Source organism: Desulfoluna sp. CLI2B, assembly GCF_056847375.1.
Genome location: NZ_CP186557.1, coordinates 1,193,994 through 1,219,230 on the forward strand (window position 1 = coordinate 1,193,994; position 25,237 = coordinate 1,219,230).

Sequence of the window (25,237 nt, forward strand, 5' to 3'; positions counted from 1 at the left end):
CCGCCGGAGGCACGTTTTGATCTAAAAAAAGGAAAGAAGGGATGACGTTGCCCGATTTTTCGTTACGTAATCAAACCACCGTGATGTTTGCCATGGTGCTCCTGCTCCTGGGGGGCATCTGGGGCTATTTTCGCCTGGGCAAGCTGGAAGATCCGGTCTTCACGGTGAAAACGGCCATGGTGATGACCGTGTATCCCGGGGCCTCTCCCCATGAGGTGGAGCAGCAGGTGACTCGGCTTATCGAGGAGGCGGTGCAGGGCGCCGACGAGGTGGACAAGGTGCGCTCGGAATCCCGTGCCGGGCTCTCCCTGGTCTACGTGGATTTAAATGAGTGGGTCCGCTCCGACGACCTCCAGCAGCTCTGGGACATGTTGAGGCGCAAGGTGACGGCCGTCCAGGGCCAGCTCCCCGAGGGCGCCCTGCCCTCGGAGGTGATGGACGACTACGGGGATGTGTACGGGCTGTTTATGGCCTTGTCTGCCGACGGGTACTCCCTGGCTGAGCTTAAAGAGTACGCCGATTACATCCGCCGCGAGCTTATGCTGGTGCCCGATGTGGAGCGGATCACCTTTTACGGCATCCAGCCCGAGGTGGTAACCGTGGATGTCTCCCGGGCCAAGTGCGCCTCCCTGGGTATCCCTCCGTCCCGCATTGCGTCCATGCTCCAGGCCCAGAACACCATGGCCCCGGCCGGGGCCATGGACGTGGGAAGCCTCCGGGTGCGTATCCAGCCATCCGGGGCCTTTGGGTCGGTGGATGAGATCGGGGAGCTGGTGATCCAGGGGCAGGGCGAGGAGCAGGTGCTCTTGAAGGACCTGGCCACCATCACCCGCGAGTATCTGGACCCTGCCGAGCCCCTGATGCGGTTTAACGGCAACCCGGCCATCGGCATTGCCGCGTCAGCGGCAGACGGTGCCAACGTGGTCACCATGGGGGAGGCGGTGAACGCGCGCCTGACGGAGCTCATGGCGGGCCTTCCCGTGGGCATTGAGCTCCACAAGGTCTACTACCAGTCCGACTTCGTCAAGGACAAGATCAAGGGGTTCATGCTTAACCTGGCCGAGTCCGTGGCCATTGTCATCGGGGTGCTTCTCGTGACCATGGGGCTGCGCAGCGGGCTTATCATTGCCGCCAACCTGGTTCTGTCCATCATGGGGACCTTTATTGTGATGCTGGTCTGGGGCATCGACCTGCAGAAGATCTCCCTGGCCGCCCTTATCCTTGTGATGGGGATGATCGTGGACAACGCCATCGTGGTGGCCGACGCCGGGCTGGTGAACCTGCAAAAGGGGATGACGCGACACAGCGCCATTGCCGAGCCCACCCGCCAGAGCGCCGTGCCCCTTTTAGGGGCCACCATCATCGCCTGCCTGGCCTTTTTTCCCATTTACATGGCCCCCACCAACACCGGGGAGTTCTGTGCCAGCCTCTTTCAGGTGGTGGCCATTGCCCTGATGTTCAGCTGGTTCCTGGCCATGTCCCAGACCCCGGTGTTCTGCTACCGGTTTCTCACCGTTCCCGAAGGCAAGGGCAGTGAGGATCTTCACAGCGGGCCCACATACCGTATCTACAAGCGATTGCTGGACACGGCCCTTCGCCATCGCCTGTTGACTCTGGGGCTGATGGTCGGGTTGCTGGTCCTGGCCGGGGCCGGTATGGGGATCGTGGAGAAGCGTTTCTTCGCCGATGCCGACACCGCCCAGTTCGTGGTGGACTACCGACGCCCGGAAGGCTCCCGCATCGACATGGTCTCCGAGGACCTGAAACTCGCCGAAGCCTTTGCCATGGAGATGGAGGGCGTCACGGGCGTGGCCACCTGCGTGGGCCAGGGGCCCCCCCGGTTCATGAACGCCGTCAACCCCGAGCCCAAGATGGCCAACTACGGCCAGCTGATCATCAACGTGGAGGATTACCGGGAGATCAGCGGGATGATGGAGGAGCTGGCCCGGTGGTTTGCCGAGTATCTTCCCGAGGGTGAGCCTCACATCACCAAGTACATCAGCGGGCCCAAGGCCGACTACCGGGTGGAGGCACGATTCACCGGCCCCGACCCCGCGGTGCTGCGTTCCCTGGCCGAGCAGGCCCGGGAGGTGATGGCCGACACCCCCAATGCCATCAACATCACGGACGACTGGCGGGAACGCTCCCTGGTCTGGGAGGCCCTGTATGTCCAGAACAAGGGGCGCCGTGCCGGAGTGGAGCGAACGGATCTGGCCCGGGATCTCCTGGGGGGCACCGACGGGGTGACCGTGACCAGCTACCGGGAGCATGACGAACTCATCCCGGTGAAGGTGGTCTACTCCTCACCGGACCAGACCGACCTTGCGGCCCTGCCGGTGTGGGGTGTCTCTGACGCCGGGGTCCCCGTGGCCCAGGTCACCGAAGGCAGCGACTTTTTCTGGGAAGATCCCGTGATCCGCAGGTACAACCGCCGCCGCGTGATCCGCGCCCAGTGCGATCCCGCGGGAACCATGACCTCCGATACCCTGCTTCAGCAGATCCGGCCCCGGGTGGAGGCCATCCCCCTGCCTGCCGGGTACACCCTGGAGTGGGAAGGGGAGTACGAGCTCTCCAAGGACAGCAACGAAGGGGTCAGTGCCTTTCTGCCGGTGAGCCTCGTGGCCATGGTGATGATCCTGGTGTGGCTTTTCAACGGGGTCCGCCAGCCGCTGATGATCATCACGATCCTGCCCCTTGCCCTGGTGGGCATGTCAGCGGGGCTGCTGATTTTCGGCCAGCCCTTCGGGTTCCTGGCCATGCTGGGGGCGTACAGCCTCATCGGCATGATGATCAAAAACGCCGTGGTGCTCATCGACCTCATCGATGAAGACATCAAGGGCGGAAAAGACCCCCTGGCAGCCGTGAAAGAGGCGTCCCTGAACCGCATGCGGCCGGTGATGATGGCTTCCGTAACCACGATATTCGGGATGATCCCCCTGATTTTCGACGTGATGTTCGTCTCCATGGCGGTGACCATCATGGTGGGGCTGGCCTTTGCAACGGTGCTTACCCTGGTGGTGATTCCGGTGCTCTACACACTTTTTTTCAGGATCCGGACGGACAGGACCGCAGGGGAGGTGGCAGCATGATGGCAAAACGGATTGTGGGATTCTTTTTAGGAGCGGCCTGTGTCGCGCTGTGCGCGGCCGGGCCTGCCGGAGCCGCGGAACAGATGAGCATCGAGGAGGCCGTGGCCGAAGCCCTGCGAAGCAACCCGGCTGTGACCGGTGCCGACGCCGAGGTGGCGGCCTCCAGGGAGGCCCTCACCAGCGCCCGGGCCGATCGGCTGCCCACCCTGTCGGCCGGGTACTACTGGACAAACCATAACCGGGAACCGATCCAGAAGAGCGCGTGGGGAACCTTTCCCGCAGGCTACAAGGAGGAGGCCGGTTGGGATGTACAGCTCGTGCAGCCCCTGTTTTCGGGCTACGCCCTGAAGACGGCCCATGACCTGGCCCGGCTCGGGGTGGACACCGAAGAGCTGAACCGCCGGGAGACCCTCCAGCAACTGGCCCTCAGCGTGCGGCAGGCCTGTCATCGCCTACTCCTTGCCAAGCGGCTCCAGACCGTGGCCGAGGACGAGGCGACTCCCACCCCCATGCGCGTGGCTGTGGGGGACCACGGAGCAGGGTTTGATCCCCCTGAACGATCTCTTGAAAGCGGAGGTGGCCCTTGCAGAGGCGGTTCAGAACCGCAACCTGGCCGAGTCGGAGACGGACAAAGCCCGTATTTCGGTTAATCGGTTGTTGCATCGCGACCCCTTTGAGCCCCTTGCCATTGCCGACAGGCATGCGCCCCCCATCTGGGCCCAGAGCAGCGAGGAACTCGAAGCCCTGGCCGTGACGCGGCGACCGCTGGTGGCCCTTCTGCGCCTGGGGATCCGGGAGGCAACATTGGGGGAGACGGCGGCCAAGAGTGCCTATTACCCCAGGGTCGACCTGGTGGGGCGCTACGCAAAGGCCGGGGACGGCCCCATTCCCGATGACAACGCCTTTACCCATTCGGACTCGGCCAGCATCACCCTGCAGGCATCATGGACCCTCTGGAACTGGGGCAAGACCGGTGCCAACGCAGCAGAGCAGGCCCAGCGCAGGCGGTCTGTGCAGGCCTCTCTGGCAGATGCCGAGGCCGCGGTGAAACAGGATGTGCAAAACGCGCTTCTGGATCGGACCGTGGCCCTGAAGAACATCACCACCGCCGAGAAGTCCCGGGCCCAGGCCCGGAAGAACTGGCGGATTACCCGGGTGCAGTACGACCAGCAGGTGGCCACCTCCACCGACGTCATCGACGCCCGGACCTACCTTACATCAGCCGATTCCAATTACTATCAGGCCCTCTATGCCTACATGGATGCCCTGGCCGTGTTGGATTACGCCACGGAAGTCCCCTGCGGCGTTTGGCCGGGCGGCAGGGAAAACAGCTCCGGTATGAACGGGGATGGATACCTCTCTGCCGGGGTCGGGAAAGAACCACCGAACCGACACGGCCTGTGCCGTGGCAAGGCCCCTTTAGGGGCATCGTAACGATACGACGGGGCCTTTACGGCTCCGTCATCCGGTTTCGAAAGGCCTGAACACCCTTTCGGAAAGTAAGTCTCCTTGGCGTGCAGGGAGGAGCGCGGTTGGGCTCCTCCCTGCTTTTCGCGTCCTGATTTCCATGGAGTTATTGAAAAACGCGACCCGCCCAAAGCGAGTCGAATCGTTGTACCTATGAATCGTGAGCGTCAGAGTATGGAATCCCCTTGTTCGTTGACTTCGTTGAGCGGCACCTTTGCCCGCTATTTTTTTTACGCGTTCCTTGCCGGGGCCATGGCCCTGTGCATCACCTGGGAAGCCCTGAACACGCCTTCCGCCTATCTCTTCGGAGAGGACTCGCTGCTGGAGGCCCTGCAGGTGGCGGCCCTTTTTTTTACCATGGTGTGTGCCTGGACCGCAGGCCACCGGGATCCTTCGCCGAACCCGGTGGCCACCATGCTGGTGGGGGCGGCCGCCATGGCCGGGATACGCGAGTTTGATTTCTGCCTGGACCGGTATCTCTTTGACGGCGGCTGGCAGGTCCTTGTGTGCCTTACCGCGCTGCTCACAGCTGTTTCCGTGTATCGAGACCGGGAAGCGCTCCTGGACTCCCTCCATGGGTTTGTGGGCAAGCCCAGCTTCGGGCTCATGGTGGGCGGGTTTGTTACCGTGTTTGTCTTCTCCCGGCTCTTCGGACGCCAGGTGCTCTGGCGGGGCATCATGGGTGACGGGTACATGCCGGTGGTGAAAACCGCGGTGGAGGAGGGCACCGAACTCCTCGGATACACCCTGATTTTTATCGGCTCACTGGAGTTCCTCCGGGAGTCCCGCTGTGCCAGTGTTGTGTATAATGCGATTGATCATGTGAGGGGAAATGGGATAGACTGAAAGGCAATGGAAGCGTGGCTGGTTTCACGTCGCTTCGTGCATGGAGCAGACCCAGGGCATCGGGTCTGTCGATGAGATCGGAGGGAGCATGATGAGTCAGGAACAGGCGACCATACGCCGGATGGATCAGGAAGATTTGGCCATTGCCATTGCATGGGCGGGCCAGGAAGGGTGGAACCCCGGAATTCACGACGGGGCCTGTTTTTACGCCTGCGACCCCGAAGGCTTCTGGATCGCCGAGGTGGACGGCGAGCCCGTGGCGCTTCTCTCATCTGTTCGGTACGCGGCCCGTCTCGGGTTCCTTGGCTTTTACCTTGTGAGGCCGGACTGCCGGGGCATGGGCGTGGGGCGCGTGGTGTGGCGCCAGGGAATGGACTCCCTGGAGGGCTGCACCGTGGGGCTCAACACCGCCGCTTCCTGCGAAGCCAAATATCAGAAGATGGGCTTTCAAACCGCCCACCACGTGATCCGCTATCGCGGGGGCGCAGGGGGCGTGCTCCAGGCCGATCCTTACCTGCTTCCCCTCACCGATATCCCCTTTGACCGGGTCGTGGCCTTTGACACCACCTTTTTCTTCTCCAGCCGGGAGGCCTTCCTCGCTTCCTGGATCACGCGCCCCGGCGTTATTGCTTTAGGGATCCTCCAGGACGGCCACCTTGCCGGATACGGCGTGCTGCGCCAGGCCTGGGACGGCTTCCGCATCGGGCCCCTGTTTGCCCTGAACCCCTCCCATGCCCACAGACTCTACATCGCCCTGAAAGCCTACGGCGGCGAAGGCCCGGTCTACATGGATATCCCCGACGCCAACCCCAACGCCATGGAGCTGGCCGAATCCTTTGGCATGGAACCCGTCAAAAAAACCGTGCGCATGTACTCCGGCGACCCTCCCTCGCTGCCCCTTTCAGGCATCTACGGCCTGACCTCCCTGGAGCTGGGGTAAAAGCTCAAAAAAGCCTCCGGCGACCCGCCGGAGGTAAAGCTGAGTGGTTACAAAAAAAGGGCGTGATTACGGAATCGCGCATTGTGTTGATTGTCCGGTGGCGCCGTTATTTGTCCTTGGTAAAGTAGAGCACCAGGCTCTTGCCCATGACCGGGTTGAGGAGCCTGTCCATGAATTTTGTGATCTTGGGCTGGGAGAGGATGTCCCACTCCAGGAACCGTTTGTACAGGTTCACGGCCCAGTGGTCGGTACGGGTGGGGCCCACGAGGCATTTCAACCACCAGTAGGGGGCGTGGATGCTGTGGGCGTGGTGGGCGTTCCAGTAGGAGGCCCCCTGTTTTTCGATGAGGCTCACCAGGGGCTTTTTCTTGTAGATGCGCACATGGCCCATGTTGGCATTGAAGTATTCATCGGAGAGGAGCCAGCAGATCTTTTCGGGCCAGAAGCGGGGGACGGTCACCACCAGGTTGTGGCCGGGTTTCAGTACCCTTAAGATCTCTTTGGCCGCGGCGTCGTCATTGGGGATGTGCTCCATCACCTCCGAGCAGAGGACGATGTCGAAGCTGTCGTCGGCAAAGGGCAGGTTGGTGATGTCGGCCATGGTAAAGGCCCAGGAGCCCCCTTTGTGAGCGCCCAGGTGGTCGTGGAACTGAAGCCGCTTGACGCCCTGCTGCAGGTCTTCGTGGGAGAGGTCGGCGCCGATGGCGGTGACCTTCTCGTATTCGTAGGCGGCGCTGATGTGGCGGCCCGGGCCGCAGCCGATGTCCAGGATTCGGTAGCCGGGTTTGACGTCCAGTATGTTAAATTTTACGGTGATCACGGATGGCCTCCCTGTACGCTGCCACGGTCTGCTCGGCGGCGTTTTTCCATGTAAACTGTTCCTGAACGCGCTTGTAACCTGCTTCGCCCAGCTCCTTTGCCTTGTCGGGGTTGTCCAGCAGATGGCAGATGGCCTCTGCAAGGGCCTCGGGGTTTTCAGGCGGCACCAGCATGGCCGCGTCCCCTGCCACCTCGGGCAGGGCACCGCCGGTGGTGCTGATCACCGGGATCCCGCTGGCCATGGCCTCGCCCACGGGCAGGCCGAAGCCTTCGTACACGGAAGGGACTACGGCGATGGACGCCTTGGCGTAATGCTCCCGGAACTCTTCGTTTGAGACCCGGCCCGTGAAGTCGATGAGGTGGCCCATGTCCAGCTTTTTCACCAGCTTTTCAATGCCGCCTCCCTCCTTGGGGGTGCCGATGACGGTGAGCCTGATGTCCCGGTGCTTGCTGATGGTGTGCACGGCCTGAAGGAGGTAGTAGAGGCCCTTTAAGGGCTGGTCCGCGCTGTTGGTGACGATGAGCCGGTTGGGTTCGCGCTGGATGTGGGGCAGCGGGTAGAAGAGTTCGGTGTTGATGCCGTTGGGCACCACGTGGAAGCGCTCTGCCGGGACGTCGAACTCGGCGTGGATGTCGTCGAAACTCCAGACGGTGATGAACTTGGGAAGGCGCCTGACCACCCGTTTCTGCATGCCGATGAAGGAGTACCACCTCAGGTGTTTCACTTTTTTCCAGAAACTTCGTACACTGCGTACCGCGATCTGGCGGTCCCGGGTGATGGGGTGGTGGATGGTGGCCACGGTGGGAACCAGGCGGCTCAGGGCCAGGATGCCGTAGGAGAGGCTCTGGTTGTCGTGGATGATGTCGAATTCGTGGACCCTGTGCTTCAGGTGGTTGTACGCCCTGTACCCGAAGGTTTCGGGCTCCGGGTACCCCATGGTGGAGATGCTCAACCATTCCATGAGGTTAATTGGGTTTTTTAGCTCTCCCACAGTAGGGGTGCGAAAGGGGTTTTCCGCGTTGTACAGGTCCAGGCAGTCCAGCATGGTGAGCTTGGCCTTGGAATCCAGGAGGGGATCCGGGGGCCCGGCCACCACCTCCACGTGGTGACCCAGTTCGGTGAGGGCCCGTGCGAGGTTCCTCACATAGACACCCTGGCCGCCGCAATGGGGATTGCTGCGGTAACTGATCATACAGATGCGTAACGGGCGGCTTGCTTCACGGGTCATACCGCCACCTCCAACGAATGAAACCTGATGTCCTTGCACATAACACACTCCTCACCTTCTGCGGGTGCCGGCCACCGCCGCTCCCAGGGTACTGCCATTACTTACGGATATGCTCCGGGGCCCTCAAAACAGCCGTGAACCGCGGCGAAAGCATAAGAAACTATACTTACCCAACGGCTCGAAACGAGGTCAAGCACTTTTTAGGTTGTGGTAAAAATGGTCTCTGAGACAATCAATGATCGATAAACAAAGCACATCTTAAGGGCCGAGGAAGCGTCTTCTTCTTGCAGGGGGCGCTTCTCCCTGATAGCTAATGGGATATCCCCGGGCAACGACCCGCCGAGATACCGACAACAGCAAAGGAGACACCCAAATGAAAGATCCCATCGACGCCTACTGGCGACTGCGCCTGGAATCCGTGAAGGAGCGCCTGGAGGCCAACAACTTCACGGTCTTTATCGCCGATGCACCTGAAGACGCCAAAACCATCGTGGAAGAAGAGATCCTGGCCAAGTCCGACGCCAAGAGCATCTCCTGGGGCGGTTCCCTCACCCACGTGTCCACCGGGGTGTATGAGATGCTGAAAAACCGGGACGACCTGGATGTCCTCGACACCTACGACAAGAAAGGCTTTACACCGGAGGAGGTGGGGGAGCGCCGCAGGCAGTCCCTTCTCTCCGATATATATGTGACGGGCACCAACGCCGTGGCCGAAGACGGCTACCTCGTGAACCTGGACATGGTCGGCAACCGCATCGCAGCCCTTACCTTCGGGCCCAGGGAGGTGGTGATCCTTGTGGGGCGCAACAAGATCGTTCCCGACCTTGAATCCGCCATGGACCGCGTCAAAAACTACGCGGCCCCGGTGAACGCCATGCGCCTGGACATGAAAACCCCCTGCGCCAAAACCGGCGTGTGCCAGGACTGCAAGAGCCCGGCACGTATCTGCAACACCTGGACCATCACCGAAAAGTCCTTTCCCAAGGGCCGGGTGAAGGTGATCCTTATCAACGCGGACCTGGGATTTTAGCATTTCGGGCCGTGGTCGCCGGAGTTCTTCCGGGCAACGTGCAATAAGAAAAAATCTGTGATATTGTCCGGCACGGCTGGGATTGACGAGTTCGATCCCAGCCCTTTTTTTATGTCGTCGACATGCAGCGTGTTTTCCCTGGACGGGTGGCCTTTCACGAGGGTGACGGGGGCTTTTCTTTGGATGCGGCTGTGTGTGGTCCGATATGTCGGCCGGAGAAATCGGCCTCAACCCAAAGACAAGACAGAAGGTGGTAGACCCATGGTCGTAGATTTCAAGAAAGTGAGCTATATCCTTGCCCAGAGCATCGGCGGTGACTTCCGGCGCAAGGGCTTCGACATCGACGCGGATATTTTCTGCGATTCCTTCAGAGCAGCCATGAAAGGCGAGCAGCCCACCATGCCCGCAGGTGAGATGCAGCAGGTGATGATGGCCTTCCAGCAGCACATGCAGGAAGAGATGCAGAAGGCCAAGGACGAAGTCGGCGAGAAGAACCGCGCCGAGGGCCGGGCCTTCCTCGGCGAAAACGCCAAGAAAGAGGGCGTGGTGGTCACCGACTCCGGTCTTCAGTACACCGTGGTGGAAGAGGGCACCGGCAAGACCCCCAGTGCCAAGGACCAGGTCACGGTTCATTACGAAGGCCGTCTCCTTGACGGTTCCATCTTCGACAGCTCTTACAAGCGTGAGCAGCCCGCCACCTTCCCCGTGAACAGGATGATCGGGTCGGCCGAAGCCCTTCAGCTCATGAAGGAAGGGGCCAAGTACGAGCTGGTGATCCCCGCCTCCATCGGCTACGGCGCCCAGGGCGCAGGGGACGCCATCGGTCCCAACGCCACCCTGTGCTTCACCGTGGAGCTGATCAAGGTTCTCGGCTAAGTCGATTCAATTCGGCAGGCATGAAAAAACCTCCGGGGCCTTGGGCTTCGGAGGTTTTTTTATTGGTCAAAAAACAAGCCGAATGGGTTTCCGACGTTGTCGCCATGTTGTTGCAGGCCCGATATGCTGACTCGGACGGGCAGGGCTTCAACGTTTTTTTTGAGGCCCATTGAATTACGACACAATGGTGTCATAATACCTGCCGTATACTCCATCCAGGCGATGAAAAGATGTTTCATCATACATGGTAGTCACATCAATTGATTTGGAGGATGGAAGAATGACAGCACCTACTTTTTGCCAGAGCTGCGGCATGCCCGTATCGGAAAAAGACCTCATGGGAACCGAAATCGACGGTTCGCTTACCGGTGAGTACTGCACCTACTGCTACCAGAAAGGTGCGTTCGTCCAGGATGTCACCATGGAGGAGATGGTTGAGGCCTGTGTTCCCCATATGGTGGCCTCGGGCATGCCCGAGGAGGAGGCAAGGACTCTTATGAAGACGACGTTACCGACCTTGAGTCGGTGGAAGTAAGAAACACTTCAGCGTCAGTTTCCCACCGTCATTCGTTGGTTTGACGAAACCGCGAAGACCACGATCAGGAGGACGTTCAGCTGGATGAAGACAGATCGGCTCCTTTCCATCACCCTTTACCTGATCAATCGGAAAAAAGCCACGGCCCGTGAGTTGGCGGATCATTTTGAGGTGTCTTTGCGGACCATTCAGCGGGACATGGATTCGCTGGGGCGGGCCGGGGTGCCCATCTATGCGGACCGTGGGAAGGCGGGGGGCTACCGCATCATGGATGGGTACACCGTGGACCGGCAGTTTTTTGCCCCGGATGAGCTGAAAACCATCACATCCCTGGTGGGGCGGCTTCACGAGCTGTTCGGGGATTCGGGGTTCCGGGGGACAAAAGAGAAGCTTTTGAGTCTTGCCTCCGGAGCCGGGGCCCGGTTTGCCCACGAGACCCTGATCATGGATGTCACACCCTGGGGCATCGATGAGGGGACCCGCGAACTTTTCAGGACGGTCCACAAAGCCGTGGAAGCAAGGCGGGTGCTTCAGGTGCGTTACGCTTCTGCAACAGGCGAAATCACCGAGCGGGAGATTGAGCCCCTGTCCGTTATCATCAAGGGGGCTGCCTGGTATCTCTACGGGTTCTGCCGCCTTCGAAAGGCCCTCCGGATCTTCAAACTGACCCGCATGGTATGTGCGGAACAGTTGGAGACTGTTTTTTCACCGGATATCCACCCACCTTACAGGGAGAAGGGGCAGCCCGAGGTCGACACACGGCCCCGGACCCTTTTTGTTCTTCGCTTCGCCCCGTCGGCCAGGGGGCGCATCACCGATTACGCCAGTTCTGAACATCTTCACCCCATGCCGGACGGCTCCACCATGGGTTTTTTCCCTTTCCCGGAAGACGAGTGGGTGTACAGCTTGATCCTGGGGTTCGGTCCCCTTGTGGAGGTATTGGAACCTCCCAGGGCAAGGGCACGGATCCGGGAGCTGGCCAAAACGCTTTGCTCTGTCTATGATTGATGTGAGTGCTGGATGATTTTCAGGGGTTATTTGAACGTGTATTGCACCCCGGTACCGATAATCCAGAGATCCTTTTCATAGGTGACGTCGTGGCTGTCGGTTTCATCCATGTAGAAGAATTTCGTGACCCCGACGTTGAACCTGAGCCCCGGCGAGGGCGCCGCCATGAATCCTGCCGATATGCCGTGGAAGGTGTTTTTTGAAAGGGTGGGGGAGTAGTCCTCCTTGCCGATGCCGGACTCGGCAAAGCTGTAGCCACAACTGATTTTGAAGGTGTCGCTGAGGGCGTATTCGGCGGCAAGGGACGCCTCGAAGGTGTTGTCGAGATCATCCTCATCACCCTCCCAGTTCACCTCCTCGTGCCAGATGTAGTTGAAATCGCTTGCCAGTGTGAGGGCCTCAGATGCCTTCCAGGCCACCCCGAGGGCCGTCATGGCCGGAAAATCCTTTCGGTATGTGTCCCCCTCGCTGCCGAGTTGCCTGGCAAACGCCGGGGCAAGGGAACCTTTCATGGTGTCCACATCCCACTTTACTTTTGTTCTGAATTCATGACGGAACCCGATGTTCCAGGACGGGCCGGGGGAGTCCAAACCGACGATGGGGGCAAACCCGGTGCCCGAGGTATCGTAGTCCAGCATGTTCCCCCCGTCGATCTCATACTCCCTGCTGCCGCTGACAACCCGTCCCACCAGGGAAAGAGAGAGCTTGGTATTGGCCGCAAAGGCCCCGCCCACGTATCCCCCCAGCCAGGCCGAAGTGACCTCTTCCGGGAAGATGGGGCCGGGGGCTTTTCCCCTTGTGGCCACGAGCCCGGCAAGTTGCGTGGCGGTCAAGCCCGAAGCCTTGTCCAGAATGATTCCGTTATCATAGTTGAGGGTGCCACCGCCGCCGATGACCGTGGCTCCGGAAAACAGGCTCCACCGTTTTCCGTTCTTCATGACGAACAGGCCCGGGACAGCCCATGTGGTGGTGGTTGTCTCATGGTCCACGCCCCCTTTGCTGTGGGTGAAGGATTTGGGCATGATCTGGTTGGATACCCAGATATAAGTTCCCTCACCGAGGCGGACGGCACCGGCCGGGTTGTAGAGGGCCGTGTCCACGGAGTCGGTGGCGGCCACACGGGCCGGCATGCGGGTCCACTCGGCACTTAAGTCGGTGTTGTTTTCGATGAGGCTCGCCGGGGCCACCGAGGCCCGGACACAGACCGCCAGCATGGCAAGGGCGGCATACAAACGTCGTTTCATCACTCTCTCCTGATGTTGACTCACTAAAAAAATACGGTAACGACTCAGGTTGCGTTTGCCTCCGGTGGCCCTGCCGGGGTTCAAGCGTTCCAATAGGTTCCGGAGCGTTTTTTGCGGCGGTTTTTCTGAAAGAACGACCTGCCGGAGGCTTTTTGCGTTACGCCGCGAGCTCAGCGTCCTTCAGGGCGCTGGCCGAGATCAGGCCTGCCTTGACCGCGCTTCGGGCGAGGGCCTCGCGGAAGTCGGGGTGGGCGATGGCGATGAGGGCGGCAACTCGTTGCGGGATACTCTTGTGGGCCAGTTCGGCGATGCCGTGCTCCGTGACGATGCACTGGACATCGCTTCGGGGGGTGGTGACGGCGGTGCCCGGTGCAAAGCTCATCTGGATGCGGGAAAAACGCTTCTTTCCGGAGCCGGAGGTGGACTTCAGGGCGATGAAGCTCTGGCCGCCTTTGGAGAGGCGGGCACCGCGGACAAAGTCGAGCTGGCCACCCGTGGCGCTGTGCTGGGCGAACCCGATGGACTCGCTGGAGACTTGTCCGGTGAGGTCCACGGCCAGGGCGTTGTTGATGGAGACGAAGTTGCTGTGGGCTCCGATGATGTTGGGATCGTTGACGTAAGAGGCCGGGTACTGCTCAAAGCAGGGGTTTCGGTGCATGAAGGCGTAATCCTTGGCGGCGCCCATGCCGAAGGCGGAGATGATCTTTCCCGTGTGGAGTTCCTTTTTCGCACCGGTGATGACGCCCATCTCGTGGAGCCTTACCATGGAGGGGGTGAGCAGCTCGGTGTGGATGCCCAGGTCTTTTTTTTCCGACAGGCGGTCTCCGATGGCGTCGGCGAGTTTGCCGATGCCGAGCTGGAGGGTGGCCCCGTCCGGGATCCGTTCGGTGATGAGATCCGCGATGGTCTCTTCAATGGCATCGGGGGAGGTGGCGGGGAGCTCGTCGCAGGGGCGGCTCACTTCGCACAGGGCCGTAACCTCGGACACGTGGACATGGGCCTTGTCACCAAACACGTAAGGGGTCTGGTCGTTGACCTGGCAGTAGATCTTTTTCGAGGCGGTAAGGGCTGCGTGGCCCACCAGGGTGCCGCTAGGTCCCAGGCTCATGTAGCCGTTTTCATCGGGAGGAGAGACCTCCAGGATGGAGGCATCAAAGCCCCCCTGCAGGCTCAGCTCGTACATGCGGCTGAAGTGGATGCTGATGGGAGAGACGCAATCGCCCTGGGCAAGGAGCATGCGTTCGATGGGCCCCATGAAACAGCTGAAGTAGTTGACCTTCTTCTGCTGCTCCGGCGAGAGAAAATCCGGAAGGGTCATGATGAGGGCGGAGTACATGTTCAGGGTGCCGATGTCGGGTGATGCGGTGATGGCGTTGATCAGCTCCAGGGGGAAACTGGCCGCCGGGGAAGCAAAGACCGTGGCGTTTTCGGGCAGGGAGGCGGCAATGGCTTCCGGTGTGGTGAGGCGCTCTGCGTAGGTTTGTTTCCAACTCATGGCTATTCTCCTTTTCGGGTATTTGGATTGCAAACATTGGCCGAAAGGGATATCAATATTCGTGCCGGAAGGAGAAGTGCGGTAACTTCGGCATGTTGGGGATGGCCTGGTTTTGTGAAAATGAAATGTCATGTCATTTGATGCGATATTTCGTTTTAAAAAGGATATATCGCATTGATGAGAGAGGAACGATTTCGAGAAGTTGTGCGCTGCATCTGCGGCAGCCTGGATATCGACAAGGCCCTGTTTGATGTGTATCAGTACCTCAAGGATGAACTCCCCCTGGACGGGGTTATCATCACCCGCTACGAGACCGAGCGGAAACGCGCCCGTCTCATCGCACTGGCCTACGACGGCGGCGGGCACCTGGTGAACGAGTCCTTTCCCATTTCCGATACCGCCTGGGAGAGCATCACCCACTGGCAGCGGGAATCCCGGTCGGCCACCACCCCCTGGATCAGGGACCACACCCACCCCATCAACCGTGAGATCTACAGCCTGGTCAGGACAGTGATCCCCGGGTTCCTTCTGGAAAAAAACGGCGGCAGCTTCTCCTCCATGACCTGCGGGCTCACCGTGGGGCAGACCCTCATCGGCAACCTCACCTTTGCCGTGGAGGGGTTGGACTGCTATCACACCGGCCACGGGGCCATCGTCACCGAAGTGAAGGAGCCCTTTGCCATCGCGTTGTCAAACGCCTTGCGGTACATGGACCTGGTGCAGGACCACAAGGCTCTCCAGCAGGAGAGCCGGATGGACGGGGTGATGGTGGGGGGAGATACCGGCCTTCGGGAGGTGCGTTCCCTGGTCTCCCAGGTTGCCCCCACAGACACGCCGGTGCTGCTTCTGGGAGAGACGGGAACGGGCAAGGAGGTGGTGGCCGGGGAGGTGCACAAGCTCTCCAGCCGTTCGGGAGCCCCCCTGATTCGCCTCAACTGCGGTGCCATTCCGGACTCCCTGGTGGACTCGGAGCTTTTTGGGCATGAGAAAGGGGCCTTTACCGGCGCCATCGAGATGAAACCCGGGCGGTTTGAGCGGGCAAACGGCGGCACCCTGTTTCTGGATGAGATCGGGGAGCTGCCCCCCGCTGTGCAGGTGAAACTCCTTCGGGTGATCCAGAGCGGGGAGTTTGAACGGGTGGGGGGAGGGGAGACCCTTCGGGCCGATGTACGGATCATCGCCGCCACCCATCGCAACCTGCCCCAGATGGTTGCCGACGGCAGGTTTCGCCAGGACCTCTGGTACCGACTCAACATTTTTCCTGTCCGGATTCCCCCGCTGCGTGAGCGCAAGGAAGATATTCCCCTGCTCCTTGATCACTTTATCCGCGCCAAGGTCCGGGAGATGAACCTCGGTACGTCCTCTGCCATGGCCAAAGGGGAACTGGATGCCCTCATGGCCTATGATTGGCCCGGTAATGTGCGCGAGCTGCAGAACCTGGTGGAGCGGGCCCTGATTCTCTCCCAGGGAGGTCCCCTGCGATTCCCGGTGCTGGCTCCGGGTCCGGACGAACCGGCCTCTTTCGGTTCGGTCCAATCGGAGCCCAGGGGGCTCTCCATGGATGCGGCGGTCACGGCCCATATCCGCCTTGTCCTTGAAAAGACCCGCGGCAGAATTGCCGGAGACGGCGGGGCCGCCGAGGTTTTGGGCATGAACCCGAGCACCCTGCGGAGTCGGATGGTTAAGCTCGGCATATCGTTTCCTTCAGAGCGCGGTCCCTATAAAACAAAGGACTGAGCCCCGGGAGGATGCCAACACAAATGCAAGGGAGAGAAAAGGGCTTGACGTAGGTTTGATATCAAACTATATTGCCCGCCAATGAACGTGACGCCAAGGAGCTGACAGTGAAAACAGACCACATCATCGCCCTGATTGCAAAAACCAGGGAGAAGTCCAACGCATTCATCCTGACGAAGCTGAAAGAGCTGGGCATCGAGGGGCTTGCCCCGTCCCACGGGGATATCCTTGTCAACCTGTTCCAGAGCTCTCCGCTGTCCATGAAAGAGCTGGCCGAAAGGATCGGCCGGGACAAGTCGACCATCACGGCCCTGATCAATAAGCTCATCAAGCTCGGATATGTGGAGAAGCGCAAGGACCTTGCCGACAGCCGGGTCACGCTCATTGGCCTCACCCGCGAGGGAGAGGAACTCAAGCCCGATTTCGAGTATGTCTCGGCCAAGCTTCTTGCCACCACCTTCAAGGGCTTTTCCCAAGGTGAAAAAGAGCAGGCGGTGCAGCTTCTGGAACGGATTCACGGGAATTTTCCCTGAAAGTCGAGTGAGGGCTCCCGCAGCGGGCTGCGGGCGTTTTTTTTAATTAAATAGTTTGATATCAAACTTTATCGGCGTTGCTCCAGGCCAAGGCCACGGCAACCCACGAAGGTGACACCCATGAACCCTGGCATTGTCTCGTTGGCACCGGTGACCCTCACCCTGCTTCTGACCTTTTATTCGCGCAACATCATCCTGGCCCTTTTTGCCGGGGTGTTTGCCGGGGGGCTTCTCCTGGATGTCGCCCAGGGCACCCTTTTTGCCGGGATCAACGGCATCGCGGCTGTGTTTGAAAGCAGCTGGTCTGCAAAGGCCATTCTCTTTGTGCTGATGACAGGCTCCCTGGTCCACGTCATTGAGCACTCAGGAGGGGTGAAGGGCTTTGTGCGGCTGTTGACCTTGAAAAAAAGGGCCGTCAAGAGCGCTCTGGGGGCGGAGGTCCTCGCCTATCTTTTGGGCCTGGTGCTCTTTGTGGACACCACCGTCTCCATTGTGGTCCGTGGGGTGGCCATGGGGCCCTTGTTTGACGCCCACCACGGAAACCGGGAAAAGCTCTCCTACCTCATCGATTCCACCTCCGCATCCGTTGCGTTTTTGTCTCCGGCCACGGCGGCAGGGGCCTTTCTTGCCGCCTTGATCGGGACCCAGGTCTCGTCTGGGGTGATCAGCGGGGACCCGTTTCGCCTGGTGCTCCAGGCCATACCCTTTCAGGTCTATTCCATGGTCTCCATTGCCATTGCAGGGGGCGCGATTATCGGCAGGAAAAAAGTGGCTCCGGCAGGGAGGAAAGGCCGGGACACGGATGCCGGGGATCGGTCTGAAGTGATCCAGGGTGTTCCAGAGTCAGGGGCCGTGAACATGCTGCTCCCCTTGGGCCTTTTTATCGTTGGGGTCTTTGGGCTCATGGTCCTCACCGGAGACGGCTCCGCTTCCATCTTTACGGGTATTCTGTTGACCCTGGTTGTGACCGGCGTTTTTTACAAGGTTCGGGGCGTGGTGGACACCCAGGGCTATATTGCCTGGTGCGTCCAGGGCATGGCCTCCTACCTTGAGATCGCCCTGGTCCTCACCCTCTCCTTTGCCTTGAGCGACCTGCTGAACCAGCTGGGGACGGGAGCCTACCTCGCCGGGTTCGGCCACCATGTCCCTGCGGCCCTTGTACCGGCCATGGTGTTTGTGGGTGGGGCCCTGATTTCCTTTATGAGCGGAACCGGCGGCGGGACCCTCTCCATCCTCGTTCCCATTTCCATCCCCCTGGCCGCTGCCATGGACGTCAGTGTCCCCCTGGTTTTAGGGGCCTGCGGTTCCGGGGCTGTTTTCGGCGATCACTGCTCCCCCATCTCAGACACCACCATCCTGGCGGCCAAGGTGGCGGGGGTGGACGGCATGGATCACGTCAGGGTCCAGATGCCCTTTGCCCTGACCGGCGGTGTGATCAGTTTTTTGATGTTTCTGGCCTTGGGCGCTTTTTTGTAGGTGCTTTCGTTGCGTTGGTCGTGACGCTTTAAAGCGCCGATTCCTATGGTGCACTCCGTGCACCCTACGGGCTGTGGGCCTTTTGGGGCGGTGTCATTCTCGTTAAAGCCAGGGGGATCCCATATGTCCTTCATCGGGTTTTTTGGAAAGAATGACATGGGCCTCTCCTGCAAAAATGCTTGCCACAGGTCACACGCCACGCGAATGCCCCGAAAACGATTGCATGATGCCTGCCTTCATGCATTCGCCACAGGGTTTCCAGGTGCCCCCACCTGGCCGCCGGAGGCTTTTTTTGAACCGAATAGTTACCCTTATCTGAAAGGATGTAAGAAGATGAAACGTGCAGACGTGTATGAAAAATTCGATGCCATCGGCAGCCTTGTGTTTGCCACAGTGGACAAGGGCGTTCCCCAGACCCGGATTGCCCATTTGTTTGCCTTTGATGACGAGGGACTCTACTTCAGGACCATGGTCACCAAGGCGTTTTATAAGCAACTGAACGAGACCGGCCTGGTGTCCATCTGCGGCATGTACCCCACCACCACCATTGCCCATGACGATGAGGGCATGCCTTCCTTTGAGCCCGGGTACACCATCAGGGCCACCGGAGAGGTCAGGGAGATCCCCCTGGAGGCCCTCAAGGCAAAGGCTCAGGAGAATGAGATGTTCATGCTGGGTGTCAAGGACATCGAGAAGTACCCGGCCATGACGACGTTTTGCCTGCACCGGGCCTGGGGGGAGGTGTTTGATTTTGATTTCGAGAAGGAGAACCGTCCCCACAAGCTGGAGCGGACCCGGTTCTGTTTCGGGGGGCAACAGGTGCCGTTCCAGGGCATGCGCATCACCGATGCGTGCATGGGGTGCGGAGCCTGCCTGGAGAGGTGCTCTTTTACGGCCATTGGCCGGGAGGAGGACAGGTGCGTCATCGATCCATCGCGATGCGATGTCTGCGGAGACTGTTACACGGTGTGCCCGGTGGATGCGGTGGAGATCGTGATCCAGGATACCCTGCCCCGGATATTTCATGAAAAAACGGCCAAGCCGAATCAATAGATCATTATTACAGTCGATTGCTGTGGGGAGGCCTAACGCTTTCCGTGAAATAGCCGGGCTGGGGCGGGGAACCGCAGGACACTGAACGGCCCTGTGGCGGCACCCCGCACCGTGTTTTACGGGTGGGTGAGTTCCTGCCGGAGCAGGGCCAGGGCGCGGTCCTGGTCGGGGTGATCTTTCAGGCGCTCTGCCAGCTCCATGATGGCGTCAAAGACGGACTCTCCCAAAAGGTTCTGGTTCATGGCAAGGAAGCTCTCCCGGTTTTTCTCCCGGCTCTGTTTCCGCTGCCAGGACGAGGACCAGAGAACGCTTAAGTTGTCGGCCAGGTTGGTCTCGGCGATACGCTGCCACTCTCCCTTGTCAAACCAGATCCCGCCGCAGGCCGTGCATTTTTCCAGGAAAAAGGGCTCGTCGAGTTCGATTTTGGCCCGGATCATGATGCCGTGGCCGGAGGGGCACAGGCCGGTCTTGCTGTCCTGTCCCTCCGGGGCCGATTCCCCGTCTGCCTCTGTGACGGTCATGTCGGCCACTTCGGCACGGCTCCCCGGCAGAAGCCACATGCCGCCGCAGGCCTTGCAGAAGTAGGGTGAGTTGTAGCCGGTCTGTTTCAGTTCCGTGGTGGTGCACTTCGGGCAATTCATGTGAGTCTCCAGTGTGTGTCAGTAGTCCAGGCTGTCCATGCCTTCATGAAAATAGGTTTTGAGGATCTCGTCGAGCTCCTCTCGAAAGATTTTCTCCTTGCCCCCGTATTGATCGTAAAGGGGCTTTGCGATGCGGCCGAAGGTGTCCAGAAGCTGCGGGTCAAAGTGGGTGCCCCGACCCTCCTCCAGGATCTCCATGGCCTCGTCAAAGGACCAGGCCGTTTTGTAGGGGCGCCTGGAGGTGAGGGCGTCGAACACGTCGGCAATGGCAAATACCCGTGCCGTGATGGGGATCCCGTCTCCTTCAAGGCCCATGGGGTAGCCCTTGCCCGTCATCTTTTCGTGGTGGGACCGGATCACCTCCAACGCGTCGTTGAGCCATGTGGACCGCTCAATGATGTCGCATCCATGGTCCACGTGTGTCTTCATGATCTCATATTCATCGTCGTCCAGGCGACCGGGCTTGAGAAGTACCTCATCGGGAACACCGATTTTGCCCACATCATGGAGAAAGGCCCCCTTGATGAGGGTGCGCATGGTCTGGGCGGGAAGGTTCAGCTCCTCGCCCAGGCGGGCTGCGTAGATGGTGACCCGGTAGTTGTGGGCGTTGGTGTCGCTGTCCCGCTGGGCAATGGCGCTGCCCAGGGTCTCCAGGGTGTCCAGGTTGGCCTCCAGGAGGCGGACGGAAAACCGGGTGATGCGCTTCGTAAGCTTCAAGACCACCGGGTAGATCACGGCCGTGGTAATAAGGACAATGATCATGGCCCCGATCATGGCCCTGAGCCCGCGCATGCGGAAGGCCTTGATGGTCTCCGGGGAGAAGGCGAAAAATCCGTTGATGATTCCCACGTTCTGGCCGCTGCTGTTGGACAGGGGAAGGGCGCTTTTGAGATAGGGGCGACCGGCAATGCGGACAATCTCGTAACGGGGGGCGCCCCTGTCGGGTATCAACAGGGGGGAGGCTTGCTGGGCTTCTTTGACGGCGCTTAAGTGGTCGTGGGTTTCATTGTAGAAATCGATAACCTTGGCGCCTTTCAGGTCGTAAATGCCGATGAAGGCAAAGGCCCCGGACTGGATGGGGGTGCGGGTGGCGCTGAAGTCGAGGACGGCCTGGTGCAGAGCGTCGGCATCCAGCTGGTCCGGATCGGCCAGGAGGGCTTCGTTGCGTCCGGAGAACAGGGCAAGGCGATCCACGGCCACGGCAATGGCTTCACGGCTGACCCGGTCGCGCTCCATGAGAAGGACCCCGGCGCCCATGACCAGGGAGAGCCCGATCCCCAAGGCCACAAGGCGGATAATCAGGGTACGGTGGACAAAGGTGTGAAGAGAATGTTTCTGACCCATAATGAAAATCCCCTTTGACGAGGGCTCCGGCAGTCTTCACGGTGGCCCGGTTGGCGTTTTGTGACCAGCTTGGGCGACTTCAGTGCGGCCTTCTTTTTCGATGTTCCCTTTCCGTTTCTATATACAGCACAGTTTACCGGGCAAATCAATCGGCGGAACAGGGGCAATGCATTTCAGGGGCTTGCCCCGGGGGGCATTGTCTGCTTTGATGCAGCCGCCTTTCACGTAACCGGGGCCCTGCCCCTTAACCCATTGCCCGGAGTCCCATGACAACAACGACCCTTTCCCTGACCTGCCCCGACGACTATTCCCTTGAAACCCTCTGCCTCACCCACGGCTGGCGCCAGCTTCGTCCCTTTAAGCTGAGGAAAAGGGAATTCTCAGGGATACCTCCGGTATGTGCTCCACACCGGGGTCCGGCCCGTGGACTTGCTGGTCTCCCAGGCCGGTGACACCCTTGCCGTTGAGGTGACCGGGGACAGCCCCCTGACCGAGGAAGAGAGGGCCGCTTTAAAAACGGCACTGACCACCATGCTGGCCCTGGACAGGGAGACCGCCACCATCAAACGCCTGGCCCATAAGACCTCGGAGGCCCACGCAACCCTGGTGGCCCAGGGCGCCGGGCGGCTGCTCACGGCTCCCACGGTCTGGGAAAACGCCGCCAAAACCCTTTTGACAACCAACTGCTCCTGGGCCCTGACCCGAAAGATGGCCGAGGCCCTGTGCAGCACGGCCTTTACCGAGCCCGCCCCATCAGGCAGGTGCCCCTTTCCCGCCCCTGCCGAGGTGAACCGCTTCAGCGCCGAGGAGCTTAAAACCCTTGCTCCCGTGGGCTACCGGAGTGCCTATCTCAAGGCATTGGCCCACTGTTTTGTGGCAAACCCAGGGCTCGAAACCCTTTTGTAGGGGTAGAGCTCAGGCGAAGCCGGGGAACAGATCTCTAAGCTCAAAGGATTCGGGGAGTACGCCCGGATTCATCTTATGACCCTTCTGGGCTTTTATGGCGAGATCCCGGTGGATTCCGTGGTGAGGGGGTACATGAAAGCCGTCCACGGTGTGACGGATATTCCCCCGTTTCTGGACGCGCAGTACGGAGACTGGGGAGCGAACCGCTGGTGGAAATTCAAGATGGAGTCCATGCTGCTGGGAAAAAATTTTCCGTGAGGTGATTTGGGGCCTTCGTCTGTCTTATCCACGTTCGGGTGAGGGGGCAAGGAAACATCAAAGCAAAAACATGCCTCCGGCGGGTCGCTTTTTTGAAAAAAAGCTCCTCAAAAAACGTTTCTAATGTGAAAAAGTGGAAACTATTTCGGCGGAGCCTGGAAAGGCTTGCTTAAGAACTGTTTGCCAAACGTTTTAAAAGTTTGGCCCCCGGCAAGGCCGCCGGAGGCCTCTTGAGGGCAAGATGCGCTGGATGGCGCTATTTGTTCAAGGCCAGGTAAAACCCCACGCCGGTCATGACCATGGCCTTGGCGTACCACAGGGGGAGGGTGGCGCGTTTGGCGGCCCGGGGGATGTTTCTGGCGCGCAGGGCCAGCCAGGTGAGGGGCAGGGAGATGAGGAAAAGCAGGGGGTAGAGCCAGACAAACCCTGCCATGATCCAGGCGATGGGGTCTGATTCGGAGCCGGGCGCGTCAAAGAGAAAGAGAACGGCAATGCCGAAGGGGGCCCAGGCGATGAGGAGCAGAAAGCACAGGGCGTTTCTCAGCCTCACGGCCCGGGGAGTGGCCGGAGAGATCCAGGTCAGGTACCCCCGGGTCAGGCGATAGGCCAGGCCTGCCATCAGGTGGGGGCCTTTCGGGTCATGATCTCTTTTAAGGCCAGGATGCGTCCCACGGCCAGGGCGTGGGCGCCGGGAAAGCGTGCTCCCATGGTTTTCAGGGTGTTGGCAAGGGTTTCGTAACGGTCGCTTCGATGGCAGATCAGGGCGATGTCCACGTCTGCGGTGAAGATCTGCCGGGCGGCGGTCTCCATGTCGCAGGTGACGGCCTTCATGTCGAGGTCGTCGGTCATGGTGACGCCGTTGAAGCCCATGCGGCCCCGCAAGACCCCTTTGACTACTTCGGGGGAGAGGCTGGCGGGCCACTGGTCGTCGATGTCCGTGTACTTGATGTGGGAGAGCATCACGGCCGAGGCCCCGGCTGCAAAGGCAATCTCAAAGGGTACCAGATCGGTTCTGGACAACTCCTCAAGGGGCGTGTCCAGCAGGGGCAGGGTGAGGTGGGAGTCCAGGGTGGTGCGGCCGATGCCCGGGAAGTGCTTGACCACGGCCAGGACCCCTTCGGTCTCCAGGGCCTCCATGACCTCAACCCCCAGGGCGCCGACTTCCTGTGGCGAACCCGGGAACACCCTTTTTGCCATGATGCCGGAAAACCCCTCGGGCTGGACGTCCAGCACCGGGGCCATGTCCATGTTGTAGCCCACCTCAAAGAGTTCTTTTCCCGTGGTGCGCCCGAAGTGCCGGGCCGCCTCAGGGGTGCCCAGGGCCGGGGCGCCTTCGGGGAAGAGGGTGAGGGGCTCTTTCATGCGGGCCACCTGGCCCCCTTCCTGATCCACGGAGATGAACAGGGGCGGCAGGCCGCAGTGGGCCGCGTACGCCTGCATGGCATGGCACAGGTTGGCCACCTGGGCCGGGGAGTCGATGTTGGGGGAAAAGAGGATCACACCTCCCACCTTGAGGGTGTCGATGAGGTACTTCAGGTCATCGGTGAGGTCGGTGCCGTCAAAGCCCACGATGAGCCGCTGGCCCACCTGTTCGTCCAGTGTCATATCGGAAATCTGTGCCATGTGCGTGTCCTGGGGTGTGTCACTATCTGTTTAGCTGGTACTTGCGTACAGCTCGGGAGTGCTCCTTGAAGGTTCGGGAAAAGTGATGGGACCCGTCTTTTTTGGAGACAAAGTAGAGGTACCCGGTGTCCTCGGGCCGGACGGCTGCCGTAAGGGCTGCAAGGCCCGGGCTGGCGATCGGTCAGAGCGCTCACCTTGATGACGTAGGTGTTGTACGGGGTCCTGCGCCGGAGGTCTTTTCGGGTGATGTTGCCGTTAAAGTCTTTGATGCCGTAGATGACCGTGGGATCGGTCTCCAGGCGCATCCGTTTTTTGAGCCGGTTGTGGAAGACCGATGAGATGATGGGGCGCTCCGATGGGGCGCCGGTCTCTTTTTCGATGATGGAGGCCAGGGTTACCACCTGATTGGGGGAAAGCCCGAGGGCCTTGCCCTCCTGCTGCAGCTCTTCGGTGAAGACCGCCTTGAAGCGTCCGACCATGGCTGCGAGAATGGCCTCTTCGGAGGTGCCCTTCTCAAAAAGATAGGTTTCCGGGAAGAGGTAGCCTTCAAGGGACGGGGCTTCTTCGGGCAGCTCCATGCGACGGGTAAAGGGCTCGGAAAAGCAGAGGTCCATGATCAGGGCCGCCTCGCCAAGGCCGCTTTGTTCCACCACATCGGCAATCTGCTTGACTGTGTAACCTTCCGGGATGGTGAGCTTGCGCAGGTGGACCTTTCCGCGGGTGAGAACGGTGAGGATCTCCTCGGGTGTCATGGCACCGGACAGGCGGTATTCTCCGGCCTTGATTTTCTTGTCGAGGCCGTAGACGGTGGCCATGAACCGCAGTTTTGTCTCGGAAGAGCAGAGTCCGGCTTCCACCAGCTGGCGGGCGGTGGTGTTGAAACTCTGACCGCGATTGATGGTGTAGATGAGCGTTGTGGCCGGGTCACCTTGCGGGGTGCGATAAAACCGGGAGAGATGAATTGCCGTCCCGCCGGTACCCACCACAAGGATGAAGACCAGAAGGAGAAGGGGCCAGATGAGCTTTAACCTGCGAAGGTTAGCGTGTGTTTCCGTCATGGGTACCCGATTGTTTGATTCAAACCATGG

At 60.2% G+C, this 25,237-nt stretch carries 24 protein-coding genes; 15 read left to right on the forward strand and 9 right to left on the reverse strand.

All coding sequences use genetic code 11. The features are described 5' to 3' along the window. The first annotated feature begins 41 nt into the window (after positions 1–41). The 5 genes from ACOYW2_RS05925 to ACOYW2_RS05945 all read left to right on the forward strand — a co-directional run bounded on the left by ACOYW2_RS05925 (position 42) and on the right by ACOYW2_RS05945 (position 6,342). Positions 42–3,089: an efflux RND transporter permease subunit gene (locus ACOYW2_RS05925; RefSeq protein ID WP_482417048.1), complete on the forward strand. Its 3,048-nt coding sequence runs from the start codon at positions 42–44 to the stop codon at positions 3,087–3,089. Then, positions 3,086–3,739 carry a TolC family protein gene (locus tag ACOYW2_RS05930; RefSeq protein ID WP_482769748.1) on the forward strand — a complete coding sequence of 218 codons (654 nt, stop codon included), beginning with the start codon at positions 3,086–3,088 and terminating at the stop codon, positions 3,737–3,739. Before ACOYW2_RS05925 ends, ACOYW2_RS05930 begins: the two co-directional genes overlap by 4 nt. Beyond that, on the forward strand, positions 3,633–4,523 hold the full coding sequence (locus ACOYW2_RS05935; protein WP_482769749.1) for a TolC family protein: 891 nt from the start codon (positions 3,633–3,635) through the stop codon (positions 4,521–4,523). The genes ACOYW2_RS05930 and ACOYW2_RS05935 overlap by 107 nt, the downstream gene beginning before the upstream one ends. Before the next feature lie 207 nt (positions 4,524–4,730). Next, entirely contained in the window at positions 4,731–5,402 is a 672-nt protein-coding gene (locus ACOYW2_RS05940; protein WP_482769750.1) for a hypothetical protein, read from the forward strand. Between the two features lie 88 nt (positions 5,403–5,490). Next, positions 5,491–6,342 (forward strand): GNAT family N-acetyltransferase, encoded by an 852-nt coding sequence (locus ACOYW2_RS05945; RefSeq protein WP_482422116.1) that lies wholly within the window; start codon positions 5,491–5,493, stop codon positions 6,340–6,342. A gap of 106 nt (positions 6,343–6,448) precedes the next feature. On the opposite strand, the gene ACOYW2_RS05950 is transcribed toward ACOYW2_RS05945, so the two are convergent. After that, positions 6,449–7,162: a class I SAM-dependent methyltransferase gene (locus tag ACOYW2_RS05950; RefSeq protein ID WP_482417044.1), complete on the reverse strand. Its 714-nt coding sequence runs from the start codon at positions 7,160–7,162 to the stop codon at positions 6,449–6,451. Beyond that, positions 7,143–8,390, reverse strand: a complete 1,248-nt coding sequence (locus ACOYW2_RS05955) for a glycosyltransferase family 4 protein (protein WP_482769751.1) — start codon at positions 8,388–8,390, stop codon at positions 7,143–7,145. The genes ACOYW2_RS05950 and ACOYW2_RS05955 overlap by 20 nt, the downstream gene beginning before the upstream one ends. Positions 8,391–8,763: 373 nt before the next feature. On the opposite strand from ACOYW2_RS05955, the gene ACOYW2_RS05960 reads away from it, so the two are divergent. The 4 genes from ACOYW2_RS05960 to ACOYW2_RS05975 all read left to right on the forward strand — a co-directional run bounded on the left by ACOYW2_RS05960 (position 8,764) and on the right by ACOYW2_RS05975 (position 11,839). Then, complete coding sequence (locus ACOYW2_RS05960) at positions 8,764–9,420, forward strand: lactate utilization protein (protein ID WP_180144044.1); 657 nt, start codon at positions 8,764–8,766, stop codon at positions 9,418–9,420. A gap of 261 nt (positions 9,421–9,681) precedes the next feature. Beyond that, positions 9,682–10,296, forward strand: a complete 615-nt coding sequence (locus ACOYW2_RS05965) for an FKBP-type peptidyl-prolyl cis-trans isomerase N-terminal domain-containing protein (protein WP_482422120.1) — start codon at positions 9,682–9,684, stop codon at positions 10,294–10,296. A gap of 280 nt (positions 10,297–10,576) precedes the next feature. Beyond that, a complete protein-coding gene (locus tag ACOYW2_RS05970; RefSeq protein WP_482769752.1) occupies positions 10,577–10,831 on the forward strand; it encodes a zinc ribbon domain-containing protein in 255 nt (84 codons plus the stop codon). 84 nt (positions 10,832–10,915) lie between these two features. Then, on the forward strand, positions 10,916–11,839 hold the full coding sequence (locus ACOYW2_RS05975; protein ID WP_482769753.1) for a helix-turn-helix transcriptional regulator: 924 nt from the start codon (positions 10,916–10,918) through the stop codon (positions 11,837–11,839). A 26-nt stretch (positions 11,840–11,865) separates the two neighbouring features. Here ACOYW2_RS05975 and ACOYW2_RS05980 read toward each other — a convergent pair whose 3' ends face one another. Together ACOYW2_RS05980 and ACOYW2_RS05985 are read right to left on the reverse strand one after the other, a co-directional pair. Then, the gene (locus ACOYW2_RS05980) at positions 11,866–13,083 is read right to left on the reverse strand and encodes an OmpP1/FadL family transporter (RefSeq protein ID WP_482769754.1); all 1,218 of its coding nucleotides are present in this window, start codon (positions 13,081–13,083) and stop codon (positions 11,866–11,868) included. A gap of 157 nt (positions 13,084–13,240) precedes the next feature. Beyond that, positions 13,241–14,578, reverse strand: a complete 1,338-nt coding sequence (locus tag ACOYW2_RS05985) for an acetyl-CoA hydrolase/transferase family protein (RefSeq protein WP_482769755.1) — start codon at positions 14,576–14,578, stop codon at positions 13,241–13,243. Between the two features lie 177 nt (positions 14,579–14,755). Between ACOYW2_RS05985 and ACOYW2_RS05990 the strand changes: the two genes are divergently transcribed. The 4 genes from ACOYW2_RS05990 (at position 14,756) to ACOYW2_RS06005 (ending at position 19,377) form a co-directional block, all read left to right on the forward strand. Next, positions 14,756–16,315, forward strand: a complete 1,560-nt coding sequence (locus ACOYW2_RS05990) for a sigma-54 interaction domain-containing protein (RefSeq protein WP_482769756.1) — start codon at positions 14,756–14,758, stop codon at positions 16,313–16,315. A gap of 107 nt (positions 16,316–16,422) precedes the next feature. After that, the gene (locus ACOYW2_RS05995; protein WP_482417037.1) at positions 16,423–16,848 is read left to right on the forward strand and encodes a MarR family winged helix-turn-helix transcriptional regulator; all 426 of its coding nucleotides are present in this window, start codon (positions 16,423–16,425) and stop codon (positions 16,846–16,848) included. A 120-nt stretch (positions 16,849–16,968) separates the two neighbouring features. After that, positions 16,969–18,324, forward strand: a complete 1,356-nt coding sequence (locus ACOYW2_RS06000; RefSeq protein ID WP_482769757.1) for a Na+/H+ antiporter NhaC family protein — start codon at positions 16,969–16,971, stop codon at positions 18,322–18,324. Positions 18,325–18,657: 333 nt separating this feature from the next. Then, a complete protein-coding gene (locus ACOYW2_RS06005; RefSeq protein WP_482769758.1) occupies positions 18,658–19,377 on the forward strand; it encodes a 4Fe-4S binding protein in 720 nt (239 codons plus the stop codon). Positions 19,378–19,493: 116 nt separating this feature from the next. Here ACOYW2_RS06005 and ACOYW2_RS06010 read toward each other — a convergent pair whose 3' ends face one another. After that, on the reverse strand, positions 19,494–20,018 hold the full coding sequence (locus tag ACOYW2_RS06010) for a TFIIB-type zinc ribbon-containing protein (RefSeq protein ID WP_482417034.1): 525 nt from the start codon (positions 20,016–20,018) through the stop codon (positions 19,494–19,496). Positions 20,019–20,036: 18 nt separating this feature from the next. Next, positions 20,037–21,362 (reverse strand): HD-GYP domain-containing protein, encoded by a 1,326-nt coding sequence (locus tag ACOYW2_RS06015; RefSeq protein ID WP_482769759.1) that lies wholly within the window; start codon positions 21,360–21,362, stop codon positions 20,037–20,039. A gap of 399 nt (positions 21,363–21,761) precedes the next feature. Here ACOYW2_RS06015 and ACOYW2_RS06020 point away from each other — a divergent pair, with 399 nt between their 5' ends. Next, entirely contained in the window at positions 21,762–22,268 is a 507-nt protein-coding gene (locus ACOYW2_RS06020; protein WP_482769760.1) for a DNA glycosylase family protein, read from the forward strand. 75 nt (positions 22,269–22,343) lie between these two features. Next, positions 22,344–22,526, forward strand: a complete 183-nt coding sequence (locus tag ACOYW2_RS06025) for a hypothetical protein (RefSeq protein WP_482422133.1) — start codon at positions 22,344–22,346, stop codon at positions 22,524–22,526. Positions 22,527–22,782: 256 nt separating this feature from the next. On the opposite strand, the gene ACOYW2_RS06030 is transcribed toward ACOYW2_RS06025, so the two are convergent. The 3 genes from ACOYW2_RS06030 to mltG are packed head-to-tail and all read right to left on the reverse strand — an operon-like array spanning position 22,783 to position 25,207. Further along, positions 22,783–23,145, reverse strand: a complete 363-nt coding sequence (locus tag ACOYW2_RS06030; RefSeq protein ID WP_482769761.1) for a hypothetical protein — start codon at positions 23,143–23,145, stop codon at positions 22,783–22,785. Further along, positions 23,145–24,149 carry a glycoside hydrolase family 3 N-terminal domain-containing protein gene (locus ACOYW2_RS06035; protein WP_482769762.1) on the reverse strand — a complete coding sequence of 335 codons (1,005 nt, stop codon included), beginning with the start codon at positions 24,147–24,149 and terminating at the stop codon, positions 23,145–23,147. Before ACOYW2_RS06035 ends, ACOYW2_RS06030 begins: the two co-directional genes overlap by 1 nt. After that, on the reverse strand, positions 24,128–25,207 hold the full coding sequence (mltG, locus tag ACOYW2_RS06040) for an endolytic transglycosylase MltG (protein WP_482769763.1): 1,080 nt from the start codon (positions 25,205–25,207) through the stop codon (positions 24,128–24,130). Before mltG ends, ACOYW2_RS06035 begins: the two co-directional genes overlap by 22 nt. Between the last annotated feature and the right edge of the window lie 30 nt (positions 25,208–25,237).

What these genes read in the sequence shown, in the direction of transcription:
- ACOYW2_RS05925 (WP_482417048.1), top strand. Translation starts at nt 42, where the DNA reads ATGACGTTGCCCGATTTTTCGTTACGTAATCAAACCACCGTGATGTTT.
- ACOYW2_RS05930 (WP_482769748.1), top strand. Translation starts at nt 3,086, where the DNA reads ATGATGGCAAAACGGATTGTGGGATTCTTTTTAGGAGCGGCCTGTGTC.
- ACOYW2_RS05940 (WP_482769750.1), top strand. Translation starts at nt 4,731, where the DNA reads ATGGAATCCCCTTGTTCGTTGACTTCGTTGAGCGGCACCTTTGCCCGC.
- ACOYW2_RS05945 (WP_482422116.1), top strand. Translation starts at nt 5,491, where the DNA reads ATGATGAGTCAGGAACAGGCGACCATACGCCGGATGGATCAGGAAGAT.
- ACOYW2_RS05955 (WP_482769751.1), bottom strand. Translation starts at nt 8,390, where the DNA reads ATGACCCGTGAAGCAAGCCGCCCGTTACGCATCTGTATGATCAGTTAC.
- ACOYW2_RS05960 (WP_180144044.1), top strand. Translation starts at nt 8,764, where the DNA reads ATGAAAGATCCCATCGACGCCTACTGGCGACTGCGCCTGGAATCCGTG.
- ACOYW2_RS05965 (WP_482422120.1), top strand. Translation starts at nt 9,682, where the DNA reads ATGGTCGTAGATTTCAAGAAAGTGAGCTATATCCTTGCCCAGAGCATC.
- ACOYW2_RS05970 (WP_482769752.1), top strand. Translation starts at nt 10,577, where the DNA reads ATGACAGCACCTACTTTTTGCCAGAGCTGCGGCATGCCCGTATCGGAA.
- ACOYW2_RS05975 (WP_482769753.1), top strand. Translation starts at nt 10,916, where the DNA reads ATGAAGACAGATCGGCTCCTTTCCATCACCCTTTACCTGATCAATCGG.
- ACOYW2_RS05980 (WP_482769754.1), bottom strand. Translation starts at nt 13,083, where the DNA reads ATGAAACGACGTTTGTATGCCGCCCTTGCCATGCTGGCGGTCTGTGTC.
- ACOYW2_RS05985 (WP_482769755.1), bottom strand. Translation starts at nt 14,578, where the DNA reads ATGAGTTGGAAACAAACCTACGCAGAGCGCCTCACCACACCGGAAGCC.
- ACOYW2_RS05990 (WP_482769756.1), top strand. Translation starts at nt 14,756, where the DNA reads ATGAGAGAGGAACGATTTCGAGAAGTTGTGCGCTGCATCTGCGGCAGC.
- ACOYW2_RS06000 (WP_482769757.1), top strand. Translation starts at nt 16,969, where the DNA reads ATGAACCCTGGCATTGTCTCGTTGGCACCGGTGACCCTCACCCTGCTT.
- ACOYW2_RS06005 (WP_482769758.1), top strand. Translation starts at nt 18,658, where the DNA reads ATGAAACGTGCAGACGTGTATGAAAAATTCGATGCCATCGGCAGCCTT.
- ACOYW2_RS06010 (WP_482417034.1), bottom strand. Translation starts at nt 20,018, where the DNA reads ATGAATTGCCCGAAGTGCACCACCACGGAACTGAAACAGACCGGCTAC.
- ACOYW2_RS06015 (WP_482769759.1), bottom strand. Translation starts at nt 21,362, where the DNA reads ATGGGTCAGAAACATTCTCTTCACACCTTTGTCCACCGTACCCTGATT.
- ACOYW2_RS06025 (WP_482422133.1), top strand. Translation starts at nt 22,344, where the DNA reads ATGACCCTTCTGGGCTTTTATGGCGAGATCCCGGTGGATTCCGTGGTG.
- ACOYW2_RS06030 (WP_482769761.1), bottom strand. Translation starts at nt 23,145, where the DNA reads ATGGCAGGCCTGGCCTATCGCCTGACCCGGGGGTACCTGACCTGGATC.
- ACOYW2_RS06035 (WP_482769762.1), bottom strand. Translation starts at nt 24,149, where the DNA reads ATGGCACAGATTTCCGATATGACACTGGACGAACAGGTGGGCCAGCGG.
- mltG (WP_482769763.1), bottom strand. Translation starts at nt 25,207, where the DNA reads ATGACGGAAACACACGCTAACCTTCGCAGGTTAAAGCTCATCTGGCCC.